Below are 25,805 nucleotides of genomic sequence, written 5' to 3' on the forward strand. Positions count from 1 at the left end.
CGACCTGGCACTGCTGCCGGCCGGGACCACGCCTCCGGGCGAGCCCCTGTACGTGAAGGGATGACTCAGCCGTAGACCGGGCCGGTGTACTTCTCGCCCGGCCCCTGGCCCGGCTCGTCCGGGACGATCGACGCCTCGCGGAACGCCAGCTGCAGCGACTTCAGGCCGTCGCGCAGCGGGGCCGCGTGGAAGGAGCTGATCTCGGTCGCGCTCGCGTCCAGCAGGCCGGCGAGCCCGGTGATCAGCTTGCGGGCCTCGTCCAGGTCCTTGTACTTCTCGCCCTCCTCGCTCAGCCCGAGCTTCACGGCGGCGGCGCTCATCAGGTTGACGGCGACCGTCACGATCACCTCGACGGCGGGGACCTCGGCGATGTCCCGGGTCATCGCGTCGAAGTCGGGATTGTCAGCGGGGTTCTCAGGAGGGGTCTGGCTCATGCCCCACACGATAAGCGGTGCGGGCTCACGTCCTCCGATTAGCCCTTCCTGGACGGTGCTGCTAACCTTTTGTAACGACCGGCTGGACATGCCCTGTGAACAACTGGGCGTCCGGCCCACAAGTGGAGGCTCCGATCTCCCACCTGACCGTCCTCCGGGACGGCGGGTCACCCGGTCAGGCGGCCACCATCGTTCCGTACGGACGATGGAGTCGCCCGAAAGCGCGCCCCGCGGCATCGCGGCGGTGCTCCGGTAGTGTGTTGGAGCCCCGCCTGTGATCGTCCGGGGCATTTTTTGTGCTTCGGCGCGGTTAGGTCTAACGAAAAGAGACATACGCGGCTGTCCGCCAGACAACCGTGTGGTGCTACCGAGGAGGATCCATCAGCGCCGAGCCCCGCATCAACGACCGGATTCGCGTTCCCGAGGTGCGACTTGTCGGTCCCAGTGGCGAGCAGGTGGGCATTGTCCCGCTCGCTAAGGCACTGGAGCTTGCGCAGGAGTACGACCTGGACCTGGTCGAGGTCGCGGCGAACGCCCGTCCGCCCGTGTGCAAGCTCATGGACTACGGGAAGTTCAAGTACGAGTCGGCCATGAAGGCCCGTGAAGCGCGCAAGAACCAGGCGCACACGGTCATCAAGGAGATGAAGCTCCGGCCGAAGATCGACCCGCACGACTATGACACCAAGAAGGGTCACGTCGTACGGTTCCTCAAGCAGGGCGACAAGGTCAAGATCACGATCATGTTCCGTGGTCGCGAGCAGTCCCGGCCCGAGCTGGGCTACCGACTGCTGCAGCGCCTCGCGGAGGACGTCCAGGACCTCGGTTTCGTCGAGTCGAACCCGAAGCAGGACGGCCGCAACATGATCATGGTCCTCGGTCCGCACAAGAAGAAGACCGAGGCCATGGCCGAGGCCCGACAGGCGCAGGAAGCCCGCAAGGCGGAGGCGAAGGCCAACCCCGGTCGTTCGCAGAACCCTGCCGAGGCTGAGGCGTCCGCCGAGGAGCCCGCCGAGGCGTGATCCCGGGGGACCCCGGTCCCCAAGGATGTAATCGATACAAGAGCGACGCTCCACCGTGCCCGGTTTCGCGACCGGGCACCGGAGCGCCACCGACGAGGAGATAACGGCGCTATGCCGAAGAACAAGTCGCACAGCGGTGCCAGCAAGCGCTTCAAGATCACCGGCTCCGGCAAGGTGCTGCGCGAGCGCGCCGGCAAGCGCCACCTGCTCGAGCACAAGTCGTCCCGCGTCACGCGTCGCCTCACCGGCAACGCCGAGATGGCCCCGGGCGACGCCGCGAAGATCAAGAAGCTTCTCGGCAAGTGATGTACCCGGCGCTCGTCACCCTCTGAGCGCCGTACGTCAGGACCGGGACCCAGTCGTTTCCGGGTCGTGTGAGCACCCCCACGACCCCGCTACAAGGAGTTAACAAGTGGCACGCGTCAAGCGGGCAGTCAACGCCCACAAGAAGCGCCGGGCGATCCTCGAGCAGGCCTCCGGCTACCGCGGTCAGCGTTCGCGTCTGTACCGCAAGGCCAAGGAGCAGGTCACCCACTCGCTGGTCTACAACTACAACGACCGCAAGAAGCGCAAGGGCGACTTCCGTCAGCTGTGGATCCAGCGCATCAACGCCGCTGCCCGCGCCAACGGCATCACCTACAACCGCTTCATCCAGGGCCTGAAGGCCGCGAACGTCGAGGTCGACCGCAAGATCCTGGCCGAGCTGGCCGTGAACGACGCGAACGCGTTCGCCGCGCTCGTCGAGGTCGCGCAGAAGGCGCTGCCGTCGGACGTCAACGCGCCGAAGGCAGCGTGACGCTGCGCTGGCTTCAGCCGACGTGACTGTAGGACCCGCAGGCTTTCATGGCTTGCGGGTCCTGTTGTTGGGGGCCCTCCGTAGTCGCTCGGCTGCGGGTGCGTGGGGGCTTGTCGCGCCCACGCGGCGGAGCCGCACATTGACACCGTCCCGCGCCCCTCAGCGGGGCGCTGCAGCTCAGCGGCGTCACTTAAGAGAAGACTTTGAAGGTGAAGGACAGGATGCCCACCCCTGAGCTGATCTCCCCCCGCTCCGCCCGTGTCAGCGCAGCGCGGCGGCTTGCCAAGCGGAACTTCCGGGGGAAGGACCGGCTGTTTCTCGCGGAGGGGCCGCAGGCCGTCAGGGAGGCGGCTGGGCATCAGGCCGGTGGCATCCCCACCCTGGTCGAACTGTTCGCCACGGTCGAGGCCGCGGAGCGGTACGCCGACATCATCGGCGAGGCCCGCACCGCCGGCGCCCGGGTGCATCTCGCCTCCGAGGACGTCATCGCCGACATCTCCACCACCGTCACCCCGCAGGGGCTGGTCGGGGTGTGCCGGTTCCTGGACACGCCGTTCGAGGAGATCCTCGCCGCCCGGCCGAAGCTGGTCGCCGTGCTGGCCCATGTGCGCGACCCCGGCAACGCCGGGACCGTGCTGCGGTGTGCCGACGCCGCCGGTGCCGAGGCCGTCGTACTCACCGACGCCTCCGTCGACCTCTACAACCCCAAGGCCGTGCGCGCCTCCGTCGGCTCCCACTTCCATCTGCCCGTCGCCGTCGGTGTGCCCGTCGAGCGGGCCGTGGCCGGGCTGAAGGGCGCCGGCGTGCGGATCCTCGCCGCCGACGGTGCCGGGACCGACGATCTGGACGACGAACTCGACAAGGGCACCATGGGCGGGCCGACCGCCTGGCTGTTCGGCAACGAGGCCTGGGGGCTGCCGGAGGAGACCCGCGCGCTCGCCGACGCCGTCGTCCGCGTGCCCATCCATGGAAAGGCCGAGAGCCTGAACCTGGCGACGGCCGCCGCCGTATGTCTTTACGCATCGGCCCGTGCACAACGCGCCAACGGAGGGTGCCGCACCGTCACCCAGAGCTAGTAGGGTGACCAGCTCGGGGCCCTGCGCCGTCTGAGAGGTGGGGTACGGGGATGAGTGTGGCCGGCATGAGCACCGCGCCGGGGGGACCGGAGGGACGGGACGCGCGGCGGGTATCCGTGTCCCGGTACGGCGATCATGCGGAGCTCGACCCCGACCAGCTGCCCGACGGCCTCGTCGTCGCCGACGAGCACGGCCGGGTCGTCTGCTTCAACGCCGCCGCCGGCCGGATCACCGCCGTACGCGCCGCCGACGCCCTCGGGCAGCCGCTGGAGAAGGCGCTGCCGTTAGAGGATCTGGAGGGGCGGCGGTGGTGGCAGCTCACCGATCCCTATGGGGGGCTCGCCATCCGGGTACGGCAGCCGGAGCGGAATCTGCTGCTGCCGGGAGGGCGGGAGGTGCTCGTCTCCGCCCGGTACATCCGGGCCGAACCCCTCGGGCCGGTCCAGCGCGTCGTCGTCTGTCTGCGGGACACCGAGGCCCGCCGCCGTACCGAGCGCAGCCACGCCGAGCTGATAGCGACGGTCGCCCATGAGCTGCGCTCGCCCCTCACCTCCGTGAAGGGCTTCACCGCCACGCTCCTCGCCAAGTGGGAACGCTTCACCGACGACCAGAAGCGGCTGATGCTGGAGACCGTCGACGCCGACGCCGACCGGGTCACCCGCCTCATCGCCGAGCTGCTGGACATCTCCAGGATCGACAGCGGACGGCTGGAGGTGCGCCGGCAGCTCGTCGACATCGGGGCCGCCGTCTCCCGGCACATCCAGGCCTACGTCGCCGCCGGCCAGCCCGCCGACCGCTTTCTGCTCCGCATCGAACAGCCGCTGCCCGCCCTGTGGGCCGACCCCGACAAGATCGACCAGGTCCTCAGCAACCTCATCGAAAATGCCGTGCGGCACGGCGAAGGAACCGTCACCATGGACGTCACACCCTGCGCATCCCCGCGCGAGGGCGAGGAAACCGGCACATCGGTCACGGTGAGCGACGAGGGTCCCGGCATCCCGGAGGAGTCCATGAACCGCGTCTTCACCCGCTTCTGGCGGGGCAGCAAGCGCGGCGGCACCGGCCTCGGGCTGTACATCGTCAAGGGCATCGTCGAAGCCCACGGCGGCACCATCACGGTCGGCCGCGCCCCCGGCGGCGGCGCCGAGTTCCGATTTACGTTGCCCGTGGGGGCCCCCGCGTACCTCGCCTGAGAACGGCTGAGAAACCCGGAGGGCAGCCCGCGGGCGCATTCGCGTTCCTTCACCCCGTTAGACTCGGCCTTTGGCACCGTTGTGCCCTTCACGCGGCCCTCGCGAGTCGGTGACGGGGACCATCCGCCAGCAATCGGAAGCACGGGAAGAGATGTCGGCACCCAATAAGTCATACGACCCTGTAGAGGTCGAGGCGTTGAAACCGGAAGAGATCGAGCGCATGCGGGACGAGGCGCTCGCCGCCTTCGCCGCCGCGGACTCCCTCGACGCGCTCCACGAGGCCAAGGTCGCCCACACCGGCCCCGCCTCACCGCTGGCCCTCGCCAACCGCGAGATCGGCGCCCTGCCCCCGCACGCCAAGGCCGAGGCCGGCAAGCGCGTCGGCATGGCCCGCGGCGCCGTGAACAAGGCTCTCGCCGGCCGCCAGACCGAGCTGGAGGCCGAGCGCGATGCCCGGGTGCTCGTCGAGGAGGACGTCGACGTCACGCTGCCGTACGACCGCGTCCCGGCCGGCGCCCGCCACCCCCTGACGACGCTCTCCGAGCGGATCGAGGACATCTTCGTGGCCATGGGCTACGAGGTCGCCGAGGGCCCGCAGGTCGAGGCGGAGTGGTTCAACTTCGACGCGCTCAACATCGGCCCGGACCACCCGGCCCGCGGCGAGGCCGACACCTTCTTCGTACAGGGGCCGAACGGCGGCTCCGACTCCGGTGTCGTGCTGCGTACCCACACCTCGCCCGTGCAGATCCGCTCGCTGCTCGACCGTGAGCTGCCGGTCTACGTGATCTGCCCCGGGCGTGTGTACCGCACCGACGAGCTGGACGCCACGCACACCCCGGTCTTCCACCAGGTCGAGCTGCTCGCCGTGGACGAGGGCCTGACCATGGCCGACCTCAAGGGCACCCTGGACCACATGGTCCAGTCCCTGTTCGGCGAGGGCATGAAGACCCGGCTGCGGCCGAACTTCTTCCCCTTCACCGAGCCGAGCGCCGAGATGGACATGCTCTGCTACGTCTGCAAGGGCGAGTCCGTCGGCAACCCGGACCGGCCCTGCCGCACCTGCTCCAGCGAGGGCTGGATCGAGCTGGGCGGCTGCGGCATGGTCAACCCGCGGGTGCTCACCGCCTGCGGCGTCGACCCGGAGAAGTACAGCGGCTTCGCCTTCGGGTTCGGCATCGAGCGGATGCTGATGTTCCGCCACAACGTCGAGGACATGCGAGACATGGTCGAGGGTGACGTCCGGTTCACCCGGCCGTTCGGGATGGAGATCTGATGCGGGTCCCGCTTTCTTGGCTGCGGGAGTACGTCGACCTGCCGGCGACGGAAACCGGCCGCGACGTCCAGGAGAAGCTCGTGTCGGCCGGCCTGGAGGTCGAGACCGTCGAGCAGCTCGGCGCCGACCTCAAGGGCCCGCTGGTCGTCGGCCAGGTGCTGACCATCGAGGAGCTGACGGAGTTCAAGAAGCCGATCCGCTTCTGCACCGTCGACGTCGGCCAGGCCAACGGCACCGGCGAGCCCCAGGAGATCGTCTGCGGCGCCCGCAACTTCGCCGTCGGCGACAAGGTCGTCGTGGTCCTGCCCGGCGCCACGCTGCCCGGCGGCTTCTCCATCGCCGCCCGCAAGACGTACGGCAAGACGTCCCACGGCATGATCTGCTCCGGCGACGAGCTGGGCATGGGCGACGACGGCACGCACGGCATCATCGTGCTGCCGCCGGAGACCGAGGTCGGCAAGGACGCCATCGAGCTGCTGGAGCTGGTCGACGAGGTCCTGGACATCGCCGTCACGGCCAACCGCGGCGACTGTCTGTCCATCCGCGGCGTCGCCCGCGAGACCGCCATCGCCTACGGCCTGCCGCTGCGCGACCCGGCCCTGATCGACGTACCGGCCCCGAACGCATACGGCTACCCGGTCCAGGTCACCGACCCGTTCGGCTGCGACCGCTTCACCGCGCGCACGGTCACCGGCCTGCGCCCCGAGGCACGCTCCCCGATCTGGCTGCAGCGCCGGCTGCAGAAGGTCGGCATGCGCCCGATCTCGCTCGCCGTCGACATCACGAACTACGTGATGATGGAGCTGGGCCAGCCCCTGCACGCCTACGACCGCTCCCTGGTCCAGGGCACGATCGGCGTGCGCCGGGCTGCGGAGGGCGAGAAGCTCGTCACCCTCGACGGCGTCGAGCGCAAGCTGCACGCCGAGGACCTGGTCATCACCGACGACCGGGGCCCGATCGGCCTCGCCGGCGTGATGGGCGGCGCGAACACGGAGATCGCGGACCACGAGGTCACCGAGAACGGCGTGAACGGCACCACCGACGTGGTCATCGAGGCGGCTCACTTCGACGCCGTCGCGATCGCCCGTACGTCCCGTCGCCACAAGCTGCTGTCCGAGGCGTCCCGCCGCTTCGAGCGCGGTGTCGACCCGCAGGCCGCCGCGGCCGCCGCGCAGCGCACGGTGGACCTGCTGGTCCTCCTCGCGGGCGGTACGGCGGAGGCCGGGGTCACCGAGGTCATCGCGCCCTCGGCCCCGCACACCCTCACCGTCCCGGCCGACCACCCGGACAAGGTGGCGGGCGTCGACTACGGCCGCGAGACGGTCGTCCGCCGCCTCCAGGAGGTCGGCTGCGACGTCTACGGGCAGGACGAGCTGATCGTCACCGTCCCGTCCTGGCGGCCCGACCTCGTCGACCCGAACGACATCGCCGAGGAGGTCATCCGCCTGGAGGGCTACGAGAACCTGCCCTCCACGCTGCCCAAGCTCCCCTCGGGCCGAGGCCTGACCCACCGGCAGCGGCTGCATCGCCGGGCCGGCCGGACGCTGGCCGGCGCGGGCTACGTCGAGGCGCCCACCTACCCCTTCGTCAGCGAGCAGATCTTCGACCAGCTCGGCCTGGAGTCCGACGACCCGGCCCGCCGTGTCGTCAAGCTGGTCAACCCGCTCAGTGACGAGGAGCCCGCGCTCCGTACGACGCTGCTGCCGGGTCTGCTCGGTGCGCTGCGGCGCAACGACGGCCGGGGCAGCCATGACCTGGCGCTGTTCGAGACGGGTCTGGTGTTCCACCCCCGGCAGGAGCAGGAGCGGGCAGTCGCCACGCACCTGCCCGTCGACCGGCGTCCTACCGACGAGGAGATCGCCGCGCTCAACGCCGCGCTGCCCGAGCAGCCGCGGCACGTGGCCGTCGTCCTCAGCGGCGCCCGCGAGCAGGCCGGCTGGTGGGGTCAGGGCCGTCCGGCCGGGTGGGCCGACGTCGTCGAGGCAGCGCGTGCCGTCGCCCGTGAGGCCGGTGCCGAACTGATCGTCCGCAAGGGCCAGTACGGTCCATGGCACCCCGGCCGGTGCGCCGAGCTGGTGATCGCCGCCGACGGCACGGACCGGGTCGTGGGCCACGCGGGAGAACTGCACCCGCGGGTGTTGAAGGCCCTTGGTCTGCCCGAGCGCACCTGTGCGATGGAGCTGAACCTGGACGCCCTGGAGGCGGTGGGTGACGGCACCCCGCAGGCGCCGCGGATCTCCACGTTCCCGGTCGCCACGCAGGATGTCGCCCTCGTGGTCGACAAGCCGGTCCCCTCCGGGGAGGTCGAGGCGGCGCTTCGCGAGGGCGCGGGCGAACTCCTCGAGTCCATCCGGCTGTTCGACGTGTACGAGAACGCCGAGCAGCTGGGCGACGGCAAGAAGTCCCTGGCGTACGCGCTCCGCTTCCGCGCGGGTGACCGGACGCTGACGGTGGACGAGGCGTCGGCGGCCCGGGACGCGGCGGTCGCCCTCGCGGGCGAGCGGACGGGAGCCGTTCTGAGGGGCTGATCGCCCTGGGCGGTTTCGGGGGCACCCCTTCGGCGAGCTGCATAAATGCGAGTTGACCGACTCGGGCTCACTCGATCGGGTGGGAACTCATGGCGATCTGGTCTCTTCGGGCCATGGCGTCGACAGAATCGGACCGGCCTTTCGGGGTCGGTCCGTCTGCTCTGTCAGGGACTCTCCATGGGGGACCAGAGGCATGATCCGCATCAAGGCACGGGCACCCACCACTCGGGGAGCCGTACTGCCCACGCTCTGGGGAGCCGTGGCGGTCGCCTACAAGTACGGCTGCCCGCTGGCCCAGCAGACCGGGCTCGGGGCGCGCATCGTCACCAGCGCCGTCTTCCTCGCCGTCGGCACCGGGCTCATCCTCCATGTCCGGCGCGCGCTGCTGCGTGAGCTGCGCCAGGCCCGCCGGGTGGCACGGGCCGCGCAGAGCGTCGTACTGCGTCCGCCGCCGCCGCGCCTCGACGGGCTGAACGTCGCCGCGGCCCAGCTGTCCGCCGATCGCGGGGCGAGCGTCGGCGGCGACCTGTACGAGGCGATCGCCACCGAGTACGGGGTGCGGGTGGTGATGGGTGATGTGCGCGGGCACGGTCTGGCCGCCCTCGGCACCGTCGCCGCCGTCCTCGGCAGCTTCCGCGAGGCGGCTCATGACGAGCCCGAACTCGGCGGCGTCCTGCGCCGGCTGGAGCGCGCCCTCGCCCGGCACCTGCGCGAGCGGGCCCATGCCGAACACCCGGCCCACGGCAGCGCGGACCCCGACCACCCGGTCGCCGAGGAGTTCGTCACGGTCCTGCTCCTGCAGATCGGCCGGGACGGCGAGCTGCACGCCCTCAACTGCGGCCATCCATGGCCGTATCGGATCAGCGGCGCGAGGGTCGAGCCGCTGGCGCGTGTCGATCCGCTGCCTCCGCTGGGGCCGTTTCCGCTCCCGGCCGAGCTGGAGGCGGAGTCCTGTGGCCAACTGGCCCCGGGTGACTCCCTCGTCCTCTTCACGGACGGCGTGGAAGACGCACGGGACGGCCGGGGCCGCTTCTTCTCGCTGCCGAGGACGCTGCGCGAAGCCGCACGGGATCACCCTGTCTCTCCCCAGACGGTTCTGCGCACCCTCTTCGCAGCGCTCTTGCACCACACGGGCGGCAAGCCCACGGATGACATAGCGCTACTGGTCCTACGGAACGACCGGGCGCGGGGCAAGCTGCCTCACCCCGCAGCCGCCCCTCGCCTGGCCAAGCCACCGCTTTTCGAGGGGGAGCCGGTGGCTTGGCCAGTCTCTTGCGAGGACTCCCAGTGAACCGGGCTCGCCACGCTGCGCGACAGTGCGCGTACGCTGCGGATGCGGGCACTCCGTTCACACCCCGTGTGAAGGCGGAGTCACTACGCTGAACCGCACCAGGCCACCCGGGGGGCATCCCATGCAGCCCAACACTCTGCTCGACGCGATCCTGGACGAGGCGGGGATCTCGCACGCCGGTCTCGCCGCCCATGTGAACCAGGCCGGCAGGCGGCGGGGCCTCGTGCTGCGGTACGAACACACCGCCGTGGCACGCTGGTTGAAGGGCCAGCGGCCGCGCGGCCAGGTGCCCGACCTGATCTGTGAAGTGCTCGCCGCCCGTCTGCACCGCCCCGTCACCCTCGACGACATCGGCCTCGGTGTACCCGGCGAGCCCAGCACCCCGCACGTCGGCTCGCTGAACGGCTTCGTGGAGCGGGCCACCGCCCTGTGGCGCTCCGACGAACAGCAGCGGCCGCATGTGCTGGGCGCTCCCGCCGTCACCGGGACCCCGGCCGTCATGCCGGTGTGGGAGTGGGAGAACCCGCCCGAGGACGTCGACGTCTCGCGCGGCGGCCGGCACCGGGTCACCGCGGCCGACATCGAGATGCTGCGGGCCGCGCGGACGCACTACGAGCAGATGTACCGCAAGGCCGGCGGCATCGCGACCCGCACCAGAATCGTCGGCTTCCTCAACGCCGAGGCGGCGCCGCTGCTGCGCGGCAGCTACACCGACGCAACCGGACGCCAACTGCACCGGGCGACCGGCGGGTTGGTCGCGATCGCCGGGATCTGTGCGTACGACTCCGACGCCCACGGTCTGGCCCAGCGCTACTTCCACCAGGCGCTCAGGCTGGCAAAGGCCAGCGGGGACCGGGGACTTGGGGCGTATGTGATAGCGCTGCTGGTCAACCAGTCGCTGTACATGCGCGAGTACCGGCAGGCCGTCGCCTTCGCCGAGGCCGCACTGCGGACCGCCGGCAAGCACATCACGCCTGCGCTCGCTTCGGACCTGTACGCGATGCAGGCCAAGGCCTACGCCCACCTCGGCGACTCCGCGGCGGCCCTGTCCTGTATCCGGCGCGCGGAGACGGCCGCCGACCGGATCCGGCGCGGCTACGAGCCCGACGAGACCGGCTATGTCCAGCCCGGCCTGGTCAATGTGCAGGTGGCCGAGGCGCTGCTGAGCCTCGGCGAGCTGGCCGCCGCCCGGGAGCATGCCGCGGCCGCGGTCGACAACCCCGCCCACGACCGGGGGCGGGTGCACCGGCTCGCCATGCTCAGCACCATCGAGCTGCGCCAGGGCAACGCGGACAAGGCGGTGGCCACCGCCGTGCAGATGGCCGAGCAGGCCCGCGGGATGGAGTCGCAGCGGCTGCGCGACAGACTCCGCGCGGTACGCGAACACCTGGTGCGCTGTGGCTCGGCCGGGACCGCCGAGGCCGCCGAACTCATCGACGGAGCACTGCGCGTACCGCTGTAGGCCCTCTGTAGGTGCACAGTCCCTGCTGCGATATTGCCACTTACTCGGCGGAAGGTGGCAGAACCGTGCAGTGGACGAAACAGAGTGAACAAACTGTGTATGCAAACCGCTGGTTCAGCGTCAATCTCGCTGATGTCGAGCTGCCGGACGGCCGGCATCTCGACCACTTCCTGATCCGGCTGCGGCCCGTGGCCGTGGCCACCGTGGTCAACGACGCCAACGAGGTGCTGCTGCTGTGGCGGCACCGCTTCATCACCGACAGCTGGGGGTGGGAACTGGCCGCCGGGGTCGTGGAGGACGGCGAGGACATAGCGCGCGCGGCCGCCAGAGAACTGGAGGAGGAGACCGGCTGGCGGCCGGGGCCCCTGCACCACCTCATGAGCGTGGAGCCGTCCAACGGCCTCACCGACGCCCGGCACCACATCTACTGGTCCGACCGGGGCGAGTACATCGGGCATCCCGTGGACGACTTCGAGTCGGACCGCCGGGAATGGGTCCCCCTCAAGCTCGTCCCCGACATGATCGCCCGTGGGGAGGTCCCGGCCGCCAACATGGCGGCCGCGTTACTCCTGCTGCACCACCTCAGGCTCGCCGACGGCTAGCCGAAGGCCGGGGCCGCCCGAAGAGCCCGTGGTCTAATGGGCGGCCAGCGCCTGCCAGATCGTCACCACGAGCGCGCCCAGTGCTGTCAGCGCGGCGAGCGAGGGCAGCGGCCAGCGTGCGTGCTCCAGCGAGACCATACGGGAGTTGAGCTCGTCCAGCTCCTTGGCGGTCTCCTCGGTGCGATGACTGAGCAACGCCAGTCCGCCCTCGACGCGGGCGTAGGCCACGTCGAGGCGACGCCGTAACTCTGCGAGTTCTCCGTGGACCACGGGATGCTCCGGTTCGGCGGTCACGAGTCCACTCCTTTCGGTAGTCGGCATGGATGGTTCCGCATCCCTTGCATGCGCATGAGGAGTCAACTCGCCTGGTGGGCGCGTGGGGAGCGTGTGCGACGGGCATATGCGTGCCCGGCGCGCACACGGGGAGTGAAACAGATGGGCCCGGCACCGAGTGCGGTGCCGGGCCCGTAAGTCGTAGCTCTGTGTGGTCAGCCGTAGGTGTAGAACCCCGAGCCGGTCTTCCGGCCCAGCCGGCCCGCCTCGACCATGCGCTGCAGCAGCGGGGGAGCGGCGTACAGCGGCTCCTTGTACTCGGCGTACATCGAGTTGGCGATGGAGACGATGGTGTCCAGGCCGATCAGGTCGGACAGCTTGAGCGGGCCCATCGGGTGGGCACAGCCCATCTCCATGCCGTTGTCGATGTCCTCGCGGCTCGCGATGCCCGACTCGAACATCCGGATCGCGGAGAGCAGATACGGCACGAGCAGCGCGTTGACCACGAAACCGGAGCGGTCCTGAGCGCGGATGGCGTGCTTGCCGAGCACCTTCTCGGCGAAGACCTGGGCGCGGCTGAGGGTGCCCTCGGAGGTGGTGAGCGCCGGGATCAGCTCGACCAGCTGCTGCACCGGGGCGGGGTTGAAGAAGTGGATGCCGACCACGTGGTCCGGGCGGGAGGTGGCGACCGCCAGCTTCACCAGCGGGATCGAGGAGGTGTTGGAGGCGAGGATCGCGTCCGGGCGGGTCACCACCTGGTCGAGCACCTGGAAGATCTCCGTCTTCACCGGCTCGCTCTCCACGACGGCCTCGATCACCAGATCGCGGTCGGCGAACTCGCCCAGGTCCGTGGTGAAACTCAGCCGCGCCTGCGTCTCGTCCCGCTCCTCCTCGGTGATCTTCCCGCGCTCGGCGGCCTTGGTCAGGGAGTTGAACAGCCGGGTACGGCCGATCTCCAGGGCCTCGCCGGTGGTTTCGGCGACCTTCACGTCCAGTCCCGCGCGGGCGCACACCTCGGCGATCCCCGCGCCCATCTGGCCGCAGCCCACGACTCCGACGCGCGCAATATCTCCCGATGGGAAGCCTGTCACATCGACCCCTTCGCTGGTTCTCCGGCTCGCTGGCAGGTCCTCCGGGTTCGGCGCCTGCTCCGATCGTGCACGTTACCGCCAAGTATCGATGATCGATCGCCCGGGTGGGGGCATCCTGGGGCGCGAAACGATCCGTGACGGAGCGGATCCGGAGCGTATGGGGGTGTGCAGATGGGGCAACTGTCACGGCGGGCCTTCACGTTGGCGGCGCTGTCCACGCTGGCCACGGTGCCGGGCGCGGCGGCAGCGGATCGCCGGCCCCGCACGGCCATCGAGATGCGGGGCGTGTGGCTGGCCACGGTGTCCAACCGGGACTGGCCGTCCCAGCCCGGCCTGACGGCCGCCGCGCAGCGCAGGGAGCTGGTCGCCCTGCTCGACAAGGCGGCCCGCAGCCGGCTCAACACGGTGATGTTCCAGGTACGGCCCTCCGCCGACGCCCTGTGGCCGTCACCGTACGAGCCCTGGTCCGAGTACCTCACCGGCACCCAGGGCCGCAGCCCCGGCTGGGACCCGCTGGGCACCGCGGTGAAGGAGGCCCACGCCCGGGGCCTGCGGCTGCACGCCTGGTTCAATCCGTACCGCATCGCCAACCACACCGACCGCGGCCGGCTCGCCCCCACGCACCCGGCCCGCAAGCACCGCGACTGGGCGGTGTCGTACGGCGGGAAGCTCTACTACAACCCCGGCCTGCCCCAGGTCCGTGCCTTCGTCCAGCGGGCGATGCTGGACGCGGTCGCCAAGTACCCCGTTGACGGCGTCCACTTCGACGACTACTTCTACCCGTATCCGGTCGCCGGGCAGACCTTCGACGACGACGCCGCGTACGACCGCTACGGCGGCGCCTTCGACAGCCGGGCCGCATGGCGGCGGGACAACATCGACAAGCTGGTCAAGGAGATGGCGGCCGGCATCAGACGGGTCCGGCCCGGCACCCGCTTCGGGATCAGCCCCTTCGGGGTGTGGCGCAACGCCTCGCGCGACCCACGCGGCTCGGACACGCGGTCGGGCGTGCAGGCGTACGACGATCTGTACGCGGACACCCGTACCTGGGTGCGCCGCCACTGGATCGACTACATCGTCCCGCAGCTGTACTGGAACATCGGCTTCGCCGACGCCGACTACGCGAAGCTCGTCAACTGGTGGGCGGCGGTCGCCCAGGGCGGCAGGACACAGCTGTACATCGGCGAGGCCCTGTACAAGGCGGGGGCGGCCGGGCAGCCCTCGGCCTGGCACGACCCGGTCGAGCTGTCCCGGCACCTCACCCTCGCCGCCCGGCACCCGCAGGTGCGCGGGCATGTGTTCTTCGCCGCCAAGGATGTGGCGGCCGATCCGATCGGGGCGATGTCACGCGTGATCGCCGATCACTACGGGCGATCGGCGAGGCCGCCGCGGTGAGCTACCGCTGGTCTTCTTTCCTGTGATCCACCAGGCAGTCGGGCCCCGGGGACATGATCGTCTCGTGCCCGTTCTCGGCTCGGACGCGATAGGGCGGGTTCCCCTCGGGACCGAGTACTTCGACGACTTCCACGACATGGTCGTGCTGCCCCACCACCCTGCCGTGCTGGACCAGCCTGTCGCCCTTTTTGGCCCGCATGTCAGGCCCTCCTCACGATCACGACCGCTGTGTGACGGCGATGCACACGAGCACGGCGACAGCGGTCAAGGGAGCGGCCGCCGTGAAGTGCTCGCCGAGCAGCAGCGCCGACCACACCAGTGTGAGCAGCGGCTGGGCCAACTGCAACTGGCTCGCCTTCGGGATGCCGATGGCCGCCATACCCCGGTACCAGACGAGCAGCCCGAGGAAGGTCGAGCACAAGGCGACCCACACCACACCCACCACACCGTGGACGGTGAGCCGCACGGGCTCGTACGACAGCGCCAGTACGGCGGCCGGCAGGGTCAGCGGCAGACACAGCACCAGCGCCCAGCCGATGACCTGCCAGCCCGGCATCACCCGGGCCAGCCGGCCGCCCTCGGTATATCCGGCCGCGCACACCAGCAGGGCCGCGAACAGACAGCCGTCCGCCGCCGTGAGAGCACCCCCGCTCTGGGCGATGGTGAAGGCGAGCACGGCCGCCGCGCCCGTAACGGCCGCGAGCCAGAACCGGCGCGAGGGCCGGGTGCCGGTGCGCAGTGCCGAGAACACGGCCGTGGTCAGCGGCAGCAGACCGACCACGACGGCCGCGTGCGCGGTGGTCGAGGTCTCAAGGGCGAGCGTGGTCAGCATCGGGAAGCCCAGCACCACGCCGACGGCGACGACGGCCAGCCCCGGCAGATGGCGCCGCACGGGCAGTCGTACGCGCAGTGCCAGCAGACAGCCGCCCGCGACGAGCGCGGCCAGCACACTGCGCACGGCCACCAGGGACCAGGGGCCGAAGCTCTCCAGTGCCCACGCGGTGGAGGGGAAGGTCAGCGAGAAGGCGGCCACACCGAGGGCGGCCTGGGCGGTGCCGAGGGCCCGGTGATTCCGGCGAGTGGTGACTGCTATCGGGCTTACGGCAGTAGCGCTACTCTGTGTTCTCATGCAGCAGAGTAGCAGTGTGAAGGACCTGGCAGAACACCTCCGGCGGGAGCTGGACCGCTACTCTCCAGGTGGAAAGCTGCCCTCAAGCCGAGCCCTGGTCGAGCGGTTCCATGTGAGTCCGGTGACCGTCTCGCGGGCCCTCGCCCAGCTGGCCGCCGAGGGGCTGGTGGTCACCCGGCCCGGCGCCGGAGCCTTCCGGGCCCGGCCGCGCACGACGGAGGCCCCGACCGGGGACACCTCCTGGCAGGAGGTCGCGCTGAGCGCCGACGGCGCCGCCGACCTCGTACCGCGCACCGTGGACGCCTCCGGGGTCACGGTCTCGCTGGCCGTGCCGCCGCCCGGTGTGCTGGAGTTCAGCGGCGGCTATCCGCATCCCTCCCTGCAACCGGAGCGGGCCATGGCGGCGGCCCTGGCCCGGGCCGGGCGGCGGCCCGGCGTCTGGCAGAGGCCACCGCTGGAGGGGCTGCCAGAGCTGCGGGAGTGGTTCGCGCGCGAGATCGGCGGGGCCGCCACCGCCGCCGAGGTGCTGATCGCGGCGGGCGGCCAGTCTGCGCTGGCCACCGCCCTGCGCGCGCTCGCCCCGCCCGGCGCCCCGGTCCTCGTCGAGTCGCCCACCTACCCCGGCATGCTGGCCCTCGCCCGCGCCGCCGGACTGCGCCCGGTGCCGGTGCCCATCGACCCCGACGGCGTACGGCCCGACCTGCTCTCCGACGCCTTCCGGGCCACCGGTGCCCGGGTGTTCGTCTGCCAGCCCCTGTTCCAGAACCCGACCGGCGCGGTTCTCGCCGCCGGCCGCCGCGCCGAGGTGCTGCGCATCGCGCGCGCCGCGGGCGCGTTCGTCATCGAGGACGACTACGTACGACGTCTCGTGCACGCCGACGCGGGCCCGCTGCCCCGCACCCTGGCCGCCGACGACCCCGACGGCGTCGTCGTCCACGTCTGTTCGCTGACCAAGGCGACCTCGCCCAGCTTCCGGGTGGCCGCGCTGGCCGCGCGCGGACCCGTGCTGGAACGCCTGCGCGCCATCCAGGTCGTGGACAGCTTCTTCGTCCCGCGCCCCCTCCAGGAGGCCGCCCTGGAACTCGTCGGCTCCTCGGCCTGGCCCCGCCACCTGCGGGCCCTGTCGGCCGAGCTGAAGACCCGCCGCGACACCATGACGACCGAACTCGCCCGCCACCTTCCCGAACTCGCCCTGCCGCACATCCCGTCCGGCGGCTACCACCTCTGGCTCCGCCTCCCCGACGGCACCGAGGAGACCGCCCTCACCGCGGCCGCCCTCCGCGCCGGCGTCGCCCTCACCCCCGGCCGCCCCTACTTCAGCGCCGAACCCCCCGCCGCCCACCTCCGCCTGAGCTTCGCCGCGGTCGCCGGCACCCGGGAGATCACGGAGGGCGTACGGCGGCTGCGGGCGGCCTGTGACGAGGTGCTCTGACGAGGTGCTCCAGGGCAGCGTCACCAGCGCGCAGTCGAACTCCGGCGGCGCGAACGCGGCCACGGGGTCATGGGTGCAGGATGCCAGCCGCCACTGACAACGGCCTGCCAGGCCAACGGCCCTGCCGGGCTTGGTGCATCGCGGGCCGGTCAAAACGATTCGACGCCCACCCCCGGGGCCTGTGAGGATCCGGAGCATGATCGAGACACCCACCCTGCCCGAGGGTTACGAGTTCTCCGCCGACACGGCCCGCGTCGACGTGGACCGCGTCCATGGCTGGCTGTCGGCCGACGCCTACTGGGCGATCGGCCGGCCCCGCGAGCAGCACGAGCGCGCGATGGCGTCCTCGCTGAACTTCGGGGTGTACGAGACGGCCTCCGGGGAGCAGGTGGCGTACGCGCGCGTGGTCACCGACCACGCCCTGTTCGCCTGGCTCGCCGATGTGTACGTGGACCCCTCGGTGCGCGGCAAGGGCGTCGGCACGGCCTTCGTCGGGCGCATCCGCGACCACCTGAAGCCGTACGGACTGCGCCGCATGCTGCTCGCCACCGAGGACGCGCACGGGGTGTACGAGAAGGTGGGCTTCCGGCCGCTGGACCGCCCCGACCAGTGGATGATCCACCTCTTCGAGTAAGCAGCCGCTTACCCGTCGTAGCTCACAGGGGTCACCCCTTGACCTGCACTCACTCGCGGCACACCATCACCGCATGCCACTGAGGGTGACGTTCGTCGCAGCCGCGCGCAGTGCCCCGCTGCTCGCCGAGCGCTTCGAGGACGACCGGCCGCTGGACCAGGCCGGCTGGGACGAGGTACAGCGTGTCGCCGGGGACCTGCTGCCGCTGGCGGCCGCCGAGCTGCGCTACTGCTCGCCGACCCCGCGCAGCCGGGCCACCGGCGAGGCGCTGGGGTATGCCCCGCTGGTCCAACTGGCGCTGCGGGACTGCGACATGGGCCGCTGGCGCGGACTGACGCTGGGCGAGGCGATGGCCCGCGAGCCGGAGGCGGTGGACGCCTGGCTCGCCGACCCGCGCGCCACCCCGCACGACGGCGAGTCCCTGCTGGCCTTCATCTCCCGGGTAGGCGGCTGGCTGGACACCCGGCCGGCGGAGGACGGCGGCCGGATCGTCGCCGTCGCCGAGCCCGCCGTGATCCGCGCGGCCCTCGTCTACGCCCTGAAGGCGCCGCCCAGCACGTACTGGAACATCGATGTGCGCCCGCTGTCCATGTCCACCGTCACCGGCCGCGCCGGCCGCTGGAACCTCCGTCTCGACGGTGGCTCGCCTCAGTCCTCGCGCTCGTAGTCCGTGGTCAGCACCAGATCCTTCGCCGGGCCGCGGACCCGCCACACCGAGCGCCAGTGGTCGGCGTCCCGGACGGTGAACTCGCCCCGGTAGAGGTCCGCCGCGCACGGGTGATCGGCGACATACCGCCCCGAGGTCAGGTCCAGCGCGTGGAAGGGCCGCCCGTCCTCGAACCGCACATCCGCCGTGCCCGGAGCGGACCCCGGCAGAAATCGCAGCGTCCGGGTCGCGGGCCGCGCCACGCCCTGCCAGGTGAACGTGCCGGACTCCTCGTGCAGCAGCCCGCCGCCCGCCGGCGCGCTGAAGAGGGCCGCCCCTGAGAAGCACCCGTCATCCCCGCTCGCCAGATCCCGCACGCTCCGTTCCACGCGCCAGCGTCCGGCCAGAAACGCCAGGACATCGGCGACCGGCCAGTACTGCGGCTGCACATCCATGAGTCGAGCTTATTTCGAACGGCCTGCCCTTCGGACAAGGCGGTCGTGCGGGGCGAGCCCGGGACGGTCATCGAGTCGACGACGCGCTGCCCGCTCATGATCGGAACAGGAGGAGTCGGAGCACACTCCAACGCGAGCCCGGTCAGACCCCGAAGTACCTCTGGGCCGCCCGCACCCCCTCCACCAGTGCGTCCACCTCGGCCGGGGTGTTGTAGACGTAGAAGCTCGCCCGGGTCGTCGCCGGGATGCCGTACCGCTTCACGATCGGCCGGGCGCAGTGGTGGCCGACGCGGACGGCCACGCCCCGCTCGTCCAGCACCTGCCCCACATCGTGCGGGTGAATGCCGTCGACCGTGAAGGAGACGGCCGAGCCCCGGTCGGTGAGATCGGCGGGGCCGACGATCCGGACACCCGGGACCTCGGTGAGCAGTGCCAGGGCGCGGGCGGTGAGCGTGTCCTCGTGCGCCGCCACCTCTGCCATGCCGAGCCGCTCCAGGTACTCCACCGCCGCCGCGAGCCCCACCGCCTGCGCGGTCATCGGCACGCCCGCCTCGAAGCGCTGCGGCGGCGGCAGGAAGGTGGTGCGGTCCATCTCCACGATCTCGATCATCGAGCCACCGGTGAGGAACGGCGGCAGGTCCGCGAGCAGCTCCGCGCGGCCCCACAGTACGCCGACGCCGCTGGGGCCGAGCATCTTGTGCCCGGAGAAGGCGAGGAAGTCCGCGCCGAGTTCCGTGACGTCGACCGGGCGGTGCGGGACGGACTGGGCGCCGTCCACGACTACCAAGGTGCCGAACTCATGGGCGCGGTCGGCGAGTTCGCGCACCGGGTTGATCGTGCCGAGGACATTGGACTGGTGGCTGACGGCGAGCACCTTGGTGCGCTCGTCCAGCAGCTCGTCGGCCCGGGACAGATCGAGCCGGCCGTCGTCGGTGAGCCCGAACCAGTCGAGCCGCGCCCCGGTCCGCTCGGCGAGCTGCTGCCAGGGGACCAGGTTCGCGTGATGCTCCATCTCCGTCACCACGATCCGGTCACCGGGGCCGATCCGGCCGGCATTGCCCAGCGCGTAGCAGACGAGGTTGATGCCCTCGGTGGTGTTCCGGGTGAAGACCACCTCGTCGTCATCGGCGCCGATGAAGCGGGCGACGGTCTGCCGGGCCTGCTCGTACGCCTCCGTCGCGTCGTTCGCCAGCTGGTGCGCGCCGCGGTGCACGGCCGCGTTGCGGGTCAGGCAGAACTCCCGCTCGGCGTCGAGGACCTGGAGGGGCTTCTGGGTGGTGGCCCCGGAGTCCAGATAGACGAGCGGGACGCCGCCGTCCAGGGTCCGCTCCAGGATCGGGAAATCCTTGCGCAGCACGTCCACGTCGAAGGCCACGACGGCTCACCTCTCACGGTCTCGTCTCACGGTTTCTGGATAGTTTCTCCGTGAGGCACGCTAAGCCCTCCTCACGGAGAATCGCAAGGATTACCATGAGGTCCGTGGATCAAGAGGCCCCCGTCTACCTGCATCAGCTACCGGTCCCCGGTGAGGACCGGTATGTCTCGCTGGCACTGGTCAACACGCGTTTCACCGTCAGCCACGGCCAGGTCGACCTGCTCGACGACACCGAGGCCGCGCACCTGTGGCTGGTCCGGCACGGGCTGCTGCCCGACCAGGTGGAGCTGAACGGCAGGCAGTCCGGCCGGCTGCGCACCCTGCGCGAGGCGCTGCGCGCTCTGTTCGAGGCCCGCGAAGCGGGAACGCCTCCGGCCGACGGCGCCCTCGACACCCTGAACACCGCCCTCGCGGCCGCCCCCGCCACCCCCCGGCTCGCCTGGACCGCCGACGGCCCCCACCGCGCCGACGTCCCCGACACGGGAAACCCGGCCGCCGCCGCGCTGTCGCTGCTCGCGGAGGACGCCACCGACCTGCTCACCGGCGCCGACGCGGGCCAGCTCACCGCCTGCGCCGCCCAGGGCTGCGCCCGCTGGTTCCTGCGCTCCCACGGCGCCCGCCGCTGGTGCACGACCAAGTGCGGCAACCGGGTCCGGGCGGCCCGCGCCTACGCGTCCCGCAAGGCCGGTTCACCGTAAAGCCGATTCGCCGTAAAGCCGATTCGCCGTAAAGCCGTTTCACCGTAAAGACGAGCCGGGAGTGATCGGGAACGGCGCCTGCCGCGTCTACTACGAGGTGAAGGGTCGCCCGCACGCCCTGGTGAAGGCGACCGACGTGGAACGCACGGAAGACCTCATTCATTGAAGCGACAGATCGTGACCTTCGCCGTGGTCGGTGTGATGAACACCGCTGCCTACTACTGTCTTTACCTGCTGTTCCTCATATGGCTGCCCTACCTGGCCGCGCACGTTCTGGCCTTTCTGCTCAGCATGGTCGGGTCCTTCTTCCTGAACGCACGCTTCACCTACCGGACCCGGCCCACCTGGCGGAAATTCCTGCTGTTCCCGCTGACCAACGTGACCAACTTCCTGATCACGACGGTCGGGGTGTACGTGATCGTGGACATCCTGCACGACGGCAGCCGTCTCGCCCCGCTGCTCGCCTCGGCGGCGGCGATCCCGGTGACCTTCGTGGTGTCCCGCTGGGTGATGCTGCCGGGCGCCGAGGCCGATCCGCTCGCTTAGTCGTTGCATAAAACTGCGGCGCTACGTATAGTCATGCCATCTAGAGGAGGATGGACATGGCGGTACGTGCGGCGGTGGCCGGAGCGAGCGGATACGCGGGCGGCGAGGTCCTGCGGCTGCTCCTCGCACACCCCGAAGTCGAGATCGGTGCCCTGACCGGGAACTCCAACGCCGGCCAGCGGCTCGGCGGGCTCCAGCCGCATCTGCTGCCGCTGGCCGACCGCGTGCTGACCGAGACGACGCCCGAAGTGCTCGCCGGACACGACGTGGTCTTTCTGGCACTGCCGCACGGGCAGTCCGCCGCCGTCGCCGAGCAGCTCGGACCGGACGTCCTCGTGGTCGACATGGGCGCCGACTTCCGGCTGAAGGACCCGGCCGACTGGGAGCGGTTCTACGGCTCCGCGCACGCCGGCACCTGGCCCTACGGCCTCCCCGAACTTCCGGGCGCCCGCGCCGCGCTGGAGGGGTCCAAGCGCATCGCGGTGCCCGGTTGCTACCCGACCGCCGTCACCCTCGCCCTGTTCCCGGCCTACGCCGCCGGGATCGCCGAGCCCGAGGCGGTGATCGTCGCCGCGTCCGGCACCTCCGGCGCGGGCAAGGCACCCAAGCCGCATCTGCTCGGCAGCGAGGTCATGGGCTCCATGGCGCCGTACGGCGTCGGCGGCGGCCACCGGCACACCCCCGAGATGATCCAGAACCTCAGCGGGGTGGCGGGGGAGCGGGTCGCGGTCTCCTTCACGCCGACGCTCGCGCCGATGCCGCGCGGGATCCTCGCCACGTGCAGCGCGTCGGCCGTCGCCGGGGTGACGGCGGAGTCGGTCCGGGCCGCCTACGAGAAGGCCTGCGCCGACGAGCCCTTCGTCCATCTGCTGCCCGAGGGCCAGTGGCCCGCCACGGCGGCCGTCTACGGTTCGAACGCCGTTCAGGTGCAGGTCGCGTACGACGAGGCCGTAGGCCGCATCATCGCGATCAGCGCCATCGACAACCTGACCAAGGGCACCGCCGGCGGTGCCGTCCAGAGCATGAACATCGCCCTGGGTCTCGACGAGACCACCGGGCTTTCCACGATCGGAGTCGCTCCGTGAGCGACGCACGTGCAGCCACCGGGCCGCAGACGACGACGAAAGCCGCACCGGCGCGCTGCACGGGCGGAGAAGCGAACGAGGAGATGCAGTGAGTGTCACGGCAGCCAAGGGATTCACGGCGGCGGGCATCGCCGCCGGGATCAAGGAGAACGGCAACCCCGACCTGGCCCTCGTGGTCAACGACGGGCCGCGCCGTGCCGCCGCGGGCGTCTTCACCTCCAACCGCGTGAAGGCCGCGCCGGTGCTGTGGTCCGAGCAGGTCCTCAAAGGCGGCGAGCTGACCGCCGTCGTCCTGAACTCCGGCGGTGCCAACGCCTGTACGGGCCCCAAGGGCTTCCAGGACACCCACGCCACCGCGGAGAAGGTCGCCGAGTCGCTCAACACCGCAGGCCACGAAGCGACCGGCGGCCACGCCCCGGGCCAGGTCGCCGTGTGCTCCACCGGTCTGATCGGCGTGCTGCTGCCGATGGACAAGCTGCTGCCCGGCGTGGACAAGGCGGTGGCCCAGCTCAGCCCGCACGGCGGCGAGAAGGCCGCCATCGCCATCAAGACCACCGACACCGTCCACAAGACCTCCGTCGTGACCAAGGACGGCTGGACCGTCGGCGGCATGGCCAAGGGCGCCGGCATGCTCGCGCCCGGCCTCGCCACCATGCTCGTCGTCCTCACCACCGACGCCGACCTCGACAGCGAGATCCTGGACAAGGCCCTGCGCGCCGCCACCAAGGTCACCTTCGACCGCGTCGACTCCGACGGCTGCATGTCCACCAACGACACCGTCCTGCTGCTCGCCTCCGGCGCCTCCGGCATCACCCCGGAGTACGCCGCGTTCGCCGAGGCCGTGACGAAGGTCTGCGACGACCTCGGCCGGCAGCTCATCGGCGACGCCGAGGGCGCCGGCAAGGACATCAAGGTCGAGGTGATCAACGCGGCCAGCGAGGCGGACGCCGTCGAGGTGGGCCGCTCCATCGCCCGCAACAATCTCCTCAAGTGCGCCATCCACGGCGAGGACCCCAACTGGGGCCGCGTCCTCTCCGCGATCGGCACCACGAGCGCCGCCTTCGAGCCGGACCAGCTCAACGTCGCCATCAACGGCGTCTGGGTGTGCAAGAACGGCTCGGTCGGCGAGGACCGCGAACTGGTCGACATGCGCTACCGCGAGGTGCGCATCACCGCCGACCTGGCCGCGGGCACCGAGACCGCGACGATCTGGACCAACGACCTCACGGCAGACTATGTCCACGAGAACAGCGCGTACTCGTCATGACCCCCACGCGTAAACACACCGCGCTGCCCAAGGCCCAGATCCTCATCGAGGCGCTGCCCTGGCTGACCCGGCACAACGGCAAGACCGTCGTCATCAAGTTCGGCGGCAACGCCATGGTGAACGAGGAGCTGAAGGCCGCCTTCGCCCAGGACGTCGTCTTCCTGCGGCAGGCCGGCCTCAAGCCGGTCGTCGTGCACGGCGGCGGCCCGCAGATCAGCGCCGCCCTCGACCGGCACGGCATCGTCAGCGAGTTCAAGGCCGGCCTGCGCGTCACCACCGAGGACGCCATGGACGTCGTACGGATGGTGCTCGCCGGGCAGGTGCAGCGTGAACTGGTCGGCCTGCTCAACCAGCACGGCCCGCTCGCCGTCGGCCTGACCGGTGAGGACGCCCACACCATCACCGCCACCAAGCACCGGCCCGAGATCGACGGCGAACGCGTCGACATCGGACGGGTCGGCGAGATCACCGCGATCGACACGGGCGCGATCGAGGCCCTGCTGGCCGACGGCCGTATCCCGGTCGTGTCGTCGATCGCCCGCTCCCAGGATGACGGACATGTCTACAACGTCAATGCTGATACGGCGGCTGCGGCACTCGCTGCGGCCCTGGGCGCCGAAACCCTCATGGTCCTCACCGACGTCGAGGGCCTCTACGAGGACTGGCCCCACTCCGACGAGGTGATCAGCCGCCTCACCGCTTCCCAACTGGAGAAGCTGCTGCCGGAGCTGAGCGCCGGCATGGTGCCGAAGATGGAGGGCTGTCTGCACGCCGTACGCAACGGCGTGACGACCGCCCGCGTCATCGACGGCCGGGTCCAGCACTCGATCCTGCTGGAGATCTTCACCGACGAAGGCATCGGCACGATGGTCGTGCCCGACGAACAGGGGGAGTCATGAGCAACCAGGAGCTGACCCAGCGCTGGCAGGGCGCGCTCATGAACAACTACGGCACCCCGCGGCTGCCCCTCGTGCGCGGCGCGGGTGTGAAGGTGTGGGACGCCGAGGGCCGCGAGTACCACGACTTCGTCGGCGGCATCGCCACCAACGCCCTCGGCCATGCGCACCCGGCGATCGTCGAGGCCGTCAGCCGGCAGATCGGCCAGTTGGGCCACATCTCCAACTTCTTCATGGCCGAGCCCACCGTCGCCCTCGCCGAACGGCTGCTCCAGCTCTTCGGCCGGGAGGGCAGGGTCTTCTTCTGCAACTCCGGCGCCGAGGCCAACGAGGCCGCCTTCAAGATCGGCCGGCTCACCGGGCGCACCCACATGGTCGCCACCGACGGCGGTTTCCACGGCCGTACGATGGGCGCCCTCGCGCTCACCGGCCAGCCCGCCAAGCAGGACCCGTTCCGGCCGCTGCCCGCCGACGTCACGCACGTGCCCTACGGCGACGCCCAGGCGCTCGCCGCCGCGGTCACCGAGGAGACGGCCCTGGTGATCATCGAGCCGGTCCAGGGCGAGAACGGCGTGGTCGTACCCCCGGCCGGCTACCTCAAGGCCGCCCGCGCCATCACCGCCGCCACCGGTGCCCTGCTGGTCCTGGACGAGGTGCAGACCGGCATCGGCCGTACCGGGACCTGGTTCGAGTACCAGGCCCACGAGGGCGTGCTCCCCGATGTCGTCACCCTCGCCAAGCAGCTCGGCGGCGGACTGCCGCTCGGCGCCACCGTGGCCTTCGGCCGGGCCGCCGAACTCCTCCGGCCCGGACAGCACGGCACCACCTTCGGCGGCAACCCGGTCGCCTGCGCCGCCGGACTCGCCGTCCTCGACACCATCGCGGGCGACGGACTGCTGGAGAACGTCAAGCGGCAGGGCGAGAAGCTCCGCGAGGGAATCGAGGGCCTTGGCCACCCGTTGATCGATTATGTGCGGGGTGCCGGCCTGCTCCTGGGTATCGTGCTCACCGGGCCGCGCGCGCAGCAGGTGCAGCAGGCGGCCCAGGAGGCCGGGTTCCTGGTGAACGCGCCCGCTCCCGACGTCGTACGGCTGATGCCGCCGCTGAATCTGAGCGACGCCGAGACAGGCGCCTTCCTCGGGGCGCTGCCCGGCATCCTCGACGCAGCGCACCCAGTGGCCGGGGACGGACGATCCGGAGAATGAGACG

Annotated in this window: 27 protein-coding genes; 20 read left to right on the forward strand and 7 right to left on the reverse strand. The window is 70.9% G+C overall.

The genetic code is table 11. The annotated features are described in order from the left end of the window. Nucleotides 1-65 precede the first annotated feature (65 nt). Complete coding sequence (locus M878_RS83455) at nt 66-434, reverse strand: DUF1844 domain-containing protein (protein WP_023551977.1); 369 nt, start codon at nt 432-434, stop codon at nt 66-68. Nucleotides 435-790: 356 nt separating this feature from the next. On the opposite strand from M878_RS83455, the gene infC reads away from it, so the two are divergent. The 10 genes from infC to M878_RS83505 all read left to right on the forward strand — a co-directional run bounded on the left by infC (nt 791) and on the right by M878_RS83505 (nt 11,674). After that, a complete protein-coding gene (infC, locus tag M878_RS83460) occupies nt 791-1,453 on the forward strand; it encodes a translation initiation factor IF-3 (RefSeq protein WP_078630469.1) in 663 nt (220 codons plus the stop codon). 111 nt (nt 1,454-1,564) lie between these two features. Further along, entirely contained in the window at nt 1,565-1,759 is a 195-nt protein-coding gene (gene rpmI / locus M878_RS83465) for a 50S ribosomal protein L35 (protein ID WP_003977225.1), read from the forward strand. Between the two features lie 106 nt (nt 1,760-1,865). After that, nucleotides 1,866-2,249: a 50S ribosomal protein L20 gene (rplT, locus tag M878_RS83470; protein ID WP_006141703.1), complete on the forward strand. Its 384-nt coding sequence runs from the start codon at nt 1,866-1,868 to the stop codon at nt 2,247-2,249. Nucleotides 2,250-2,470: 221 nt separating this feature from the next. Next, on the forward strand, nt 2,471-3,325 hold the full coding sequence (locus tag M878_RS83475; RefSeq protein ID WP_023551979.1) for a TrmH family RNA methyltransferase: 855 nt from the start codon (nt 2,471-2,473) through the stop codon (nt 3,323-3,325). A 50-nt stretch (nt 3,326-3,375) separates the two neighbouring features. Beyond that, nucleotides 3,376-4,518: a sensor histidine kinase gene (locus M878_RS83480; RefSeq protein WP_031226645.1), complete on the forward strand. Its 1,143-nt coding sequence runs from the start codon at nt 3,376-3,378 to the stop codon at nt 4,516-4,518. Between the two features lie 151 nt (nt 4,519-4,669). Continuing rightward, nucleotides 4,670-5,791, forward strand: coding sequence for a phenylalanine--tRNA ligase subunit alpha (pheS, locus tag M878_RS83485; protein WP_051430143.1), 1,122 nt, complete (start codon nt 4,670-4,672; stop codon nt 5,789-5,791). After that, the gene (pheT, locus tag M878_RS83490; RefSeq protein WP_023551982.1) at nt 5,791-8,319 is read left to right on the forward strand and encodes a phenylalanine--tRNA ligase subunit beta; all 2,529 of its coding nucleotides are present in this window, start codon (nt 5,791-5,793) and stop codon (nt 8,317-8,319) included. The genes pheS and pheT overlap by 1 nt, the downstream gene beginning before the upstream one ends. A gap of 193 nt (nt 8,320-8,512) precedes the next feature. Next, complete coding sequence (locus tag M878_RS83495) at nt 8,513-9,610, forward strand: PP2C family protein-serine/threonine phosphatase (RefSeq protein ID WP_023551983.1); 1,098 nt, start codon at nt 8,513-8,515, stop codon at nt 9,608-9,610. A gap of 121 nt (nt 9,611-9,731) precedes the next feature. After that, entirely contained in the window at nt 9,732-11,072 is a 1,341-nt protein-coding gene (locus M878_RS83500; protein ID WP_023551984.1) for an NsdA family TPR-like regulatory protein, read from the forward strand. Between the two features lie 65 nt (nt 11,073-11,137). Next, on the forward strand, nt 11,138-11,674 hold the full coding sequence (locus tag M878_RS83505; protein ID WP_078630470.1) for an NUDIX hydrolase: 537 nt from the start codon (nt 11,138-11,140) through the stop codon (nt 11,672-11,674). Between the two features lie 33 nt (nt 11,675-11,707). Here the strand turns inward: M878_RS83505 and M878_RS83510 are convergent, their stop codons facing one another. Both M878_RS83510 and M878_RS83515 read right to left on the reverse strand, forming a co-directional pair. Then, on the reverse strand, nt 11,708-11,968 hold the full coding sequence (locus M878_RS83510; RefSeq protein ID WP_023551986.1) for a hypothetical protein: 261 nt from the start codon (nt 11,966-11,968) through the stop codon (nt 11,708-11,710). A gap of 194 nt (nt 11,969-12,162) precedes the next feature. Then, a complete protein-coding gene (locus M878_RS83515; RefSeq protein ID WP_031226649.1) occupies nt 12,163-13,038 on the reverse strand; it encodes a 3-hydroxybutyryl-CoA dehydrogenase in 876 nt (291 codons plus the stop codon). A gap of 171 nt (nt 13,039-13,209) precedes the next feature. On the opposite strand from M878_RS83515, the gene M878_RS83520 reads away from it, so the two are divergent. Next, nucleotides 13,210-14,433: a glycoside hydrolase family 10-like protein gene (locus tag M878_RS83520; RefSeq protein WP_023551988.1), complete on the forward strand. Its 1,224-nt coding sequence runs from the start codon at nt 13,210-13,212 to the stop codon at nt 14,431-14,433. Nucleotide 14,434: 1 nt separating this feature from the next. Here the strand turns inward: M878_RS83520 and M878_RS83525 are convergent, their stop codons facing one another. Then, complete coding sequence (locus M878_RS83525; RefSeq protein WP_023551989.1) at nt 14,435-14,632, reverse strand: DUF1918 domain-containing protein; 198 nt, start codon at nt 14,630-14,632, stop codon at nt 14,435-14,437. A gap of 18 nt (nt 14,633-14,650) precedes the next feature. Continuing rightward, nucleotides 14,651-15,562, reverse strand: coding sequence for a DMT family transporter (locus M878_RS83530; RefSeq protein ID WP_031226651.1), 912 nt, complete (start codon nt 15,560-15,562; stop codon nt 14,651-14,653). Between M878_RS83530 and M878_RS83535 the strand changes: the two genes are divergently transcribed. The 3 genes from M878_RS83535 (at nt 15,561) to M878_RS83545 (ending at nt 18,295) form a co-directional block, all read left to right on the forward strand. Next, nucleotides 15,561-16,994 (forward strand): aminotransferase-like domain-containing protein, encoded by a 1,434-nt coding sequence (locus M878_RS83535; protein WP_031226653.1) that lies wholly within the window; start codon nt 15,561-15,563, stop codon nt 16,992-16,994. The two genes, M878_RS83530 and M878_RS83535, sit on opposite strands and share 2 nt — an antisense overlap. A gap of 196 nt (nt 16,995-17,190) precedes the next feature. Next, nucleotides 17,191-17,628 (forward strand): GNAT family N-acetyltransferase, encoded by a 438-nt coding sequence (locus M878_RS83540; RefSeq protein ID WP_023551992.1) that lies wholly within the window; start codon nt 17,191-17,193, stop codon nt 17,626-17,628. A 73-nt stretch (nt 17,629-17,701) separates the two neighbouring features. Continuing rightward, entirely contained in the window at nt 17,702-18,295 is a 594-nt protein-coding gene (locus tag M878_RS83545; RefSeq protein WP_023551993.1) for a histidine phosphatase family protein, read from the forward strand. On the opposite strand, the gene M878_RS83550 is transcribed toward M878_RS83545, so the two are convergent. Both M878_RS83550 and M878_RS83555 read right to left on the reverse strand, forming a co-directional pair. Next, nucleotides 18,277-18,729, reverse strand: a complete 453-nt coding sequence (locus M878_RS83550) for a DUF6314 family protein (protein ID WP_023551994.1) — start codon at nt 18,727-18,729, stop codon at nt 18,277-18,279. The two genes, M878_RS83545 and M878_RS83550, sit on opposite strands and share 19 nt — an antisense overlap. A gap of 142 nt (nt 18,730-18,871) precedes the next feature. After that, nucleotides 18,872-20,104, reverse strand: a complete 1,233-nt coding sequence (locus tag M878_RS83555) for a cysteine desulfurase (RefSeq protein WP_023551995.1) — start codon at nt 20,102-20,104, stop codon at nt 18,872-18,874. Nucleotides 20,105-20,199: 95 nt separating this feature from the next. Between M878_RS83555 and M878_RS83560 the strand changes: the two genes are divergently transcribed. The 6 genes from M878_RS83560 (at nt 20,200) to M878_RS83585 (ending at nt 25,801) form a co-directional block, all read left to right on the forward strand. Next, complete coding sequence (locus tag M878_RS83560; RefSeq protein WP_245238263.1) at nt 20,200-20,802, forward strand: ABATE domain-containing protein; 603 nt, start codon at nt 20,200-20,202, stop codon at nt 20,800-20,802. Between the two features lie 162 nt (nt 20,803-20,964). Then, nucleotides 20,965-21,348 carry a GtrA family protein gene (locus M878_RS83565; protein ID WP_023551998.1) on the forward strand — a complete coding sequence of 128 codons (384 nt, stop codon included), beginning with the start codon at nt 20,965-20,967 and terminating at the stop codon, nt 21,346-21,348. 56 nt (nt 21,349-21,404) lie between these two features. Then, entirely contained in the window at nt 21,405-22,433 is a 1,029-nt protein-coding gene (argC, locus tag M878_RS83570) for an N-acetyl-gamma-glutamyl-phosphate reductase (RefSeq protein WP_023551999.1), read from the forward strand. An 88-nt stretch (nt 22,434-22,521) separates the two neighbouring features. After that, a complete protein-coding gene (gene argJ, locus M878_RS83575; protein ID WP_023552000.1) occupies nt 22,522-23,700 on the forward strand; it encodes a bifunctional glutamate N-acetyltransferase/amino-acid acetyltransferase ArgJ in 1,179 nt (392 codons plus the stop codon). Continuing rightward, nucleotides 23,697-24,599 carry an acetylglutamate kinase gene (gene argB, locus M878_RS83580; RefSeq protein ID WP_023552001.1) on the forward strand — a complete coding sequence of 301 codons (903 nt, stop codon included), beginning with the start codon at nt 23,697-23,699 and terminating at the stop codon, nt 24,597-24,599. Before argJ ends, argB begins: the two co-directional genes overlap by 4 nt. Further along, nucleotides 24,596-25,801 carry an acetylornithine transaminase gene (locus M878_RS83585; RefSeq protein ID WP_023552002.1) on the forward strand — a complete coding sequence of 402 codons (1,206 nt, stop codon included), beginning with the start codon at nt 24,596-24,598 and terminating at the stop codon, nt 25,799-25,801. The genes argB and M878_RS83585 overlap by 4 nt, the downstream gene beginning before the upstream one ends. Nucleotides 25,802-25,805 lie beyond the last annotated feature (4 nt).

Source organism: Streptomyces roseochromogenus subsp. oscitans DS 12.976 (genome assembly GCF_000497445.1).
GTDB lineage: Bacteria > Actinomycetota > Actinomycetes > Streptomycetales > Streptomycetaceae > Streptomyces > Streptomyces oscitans.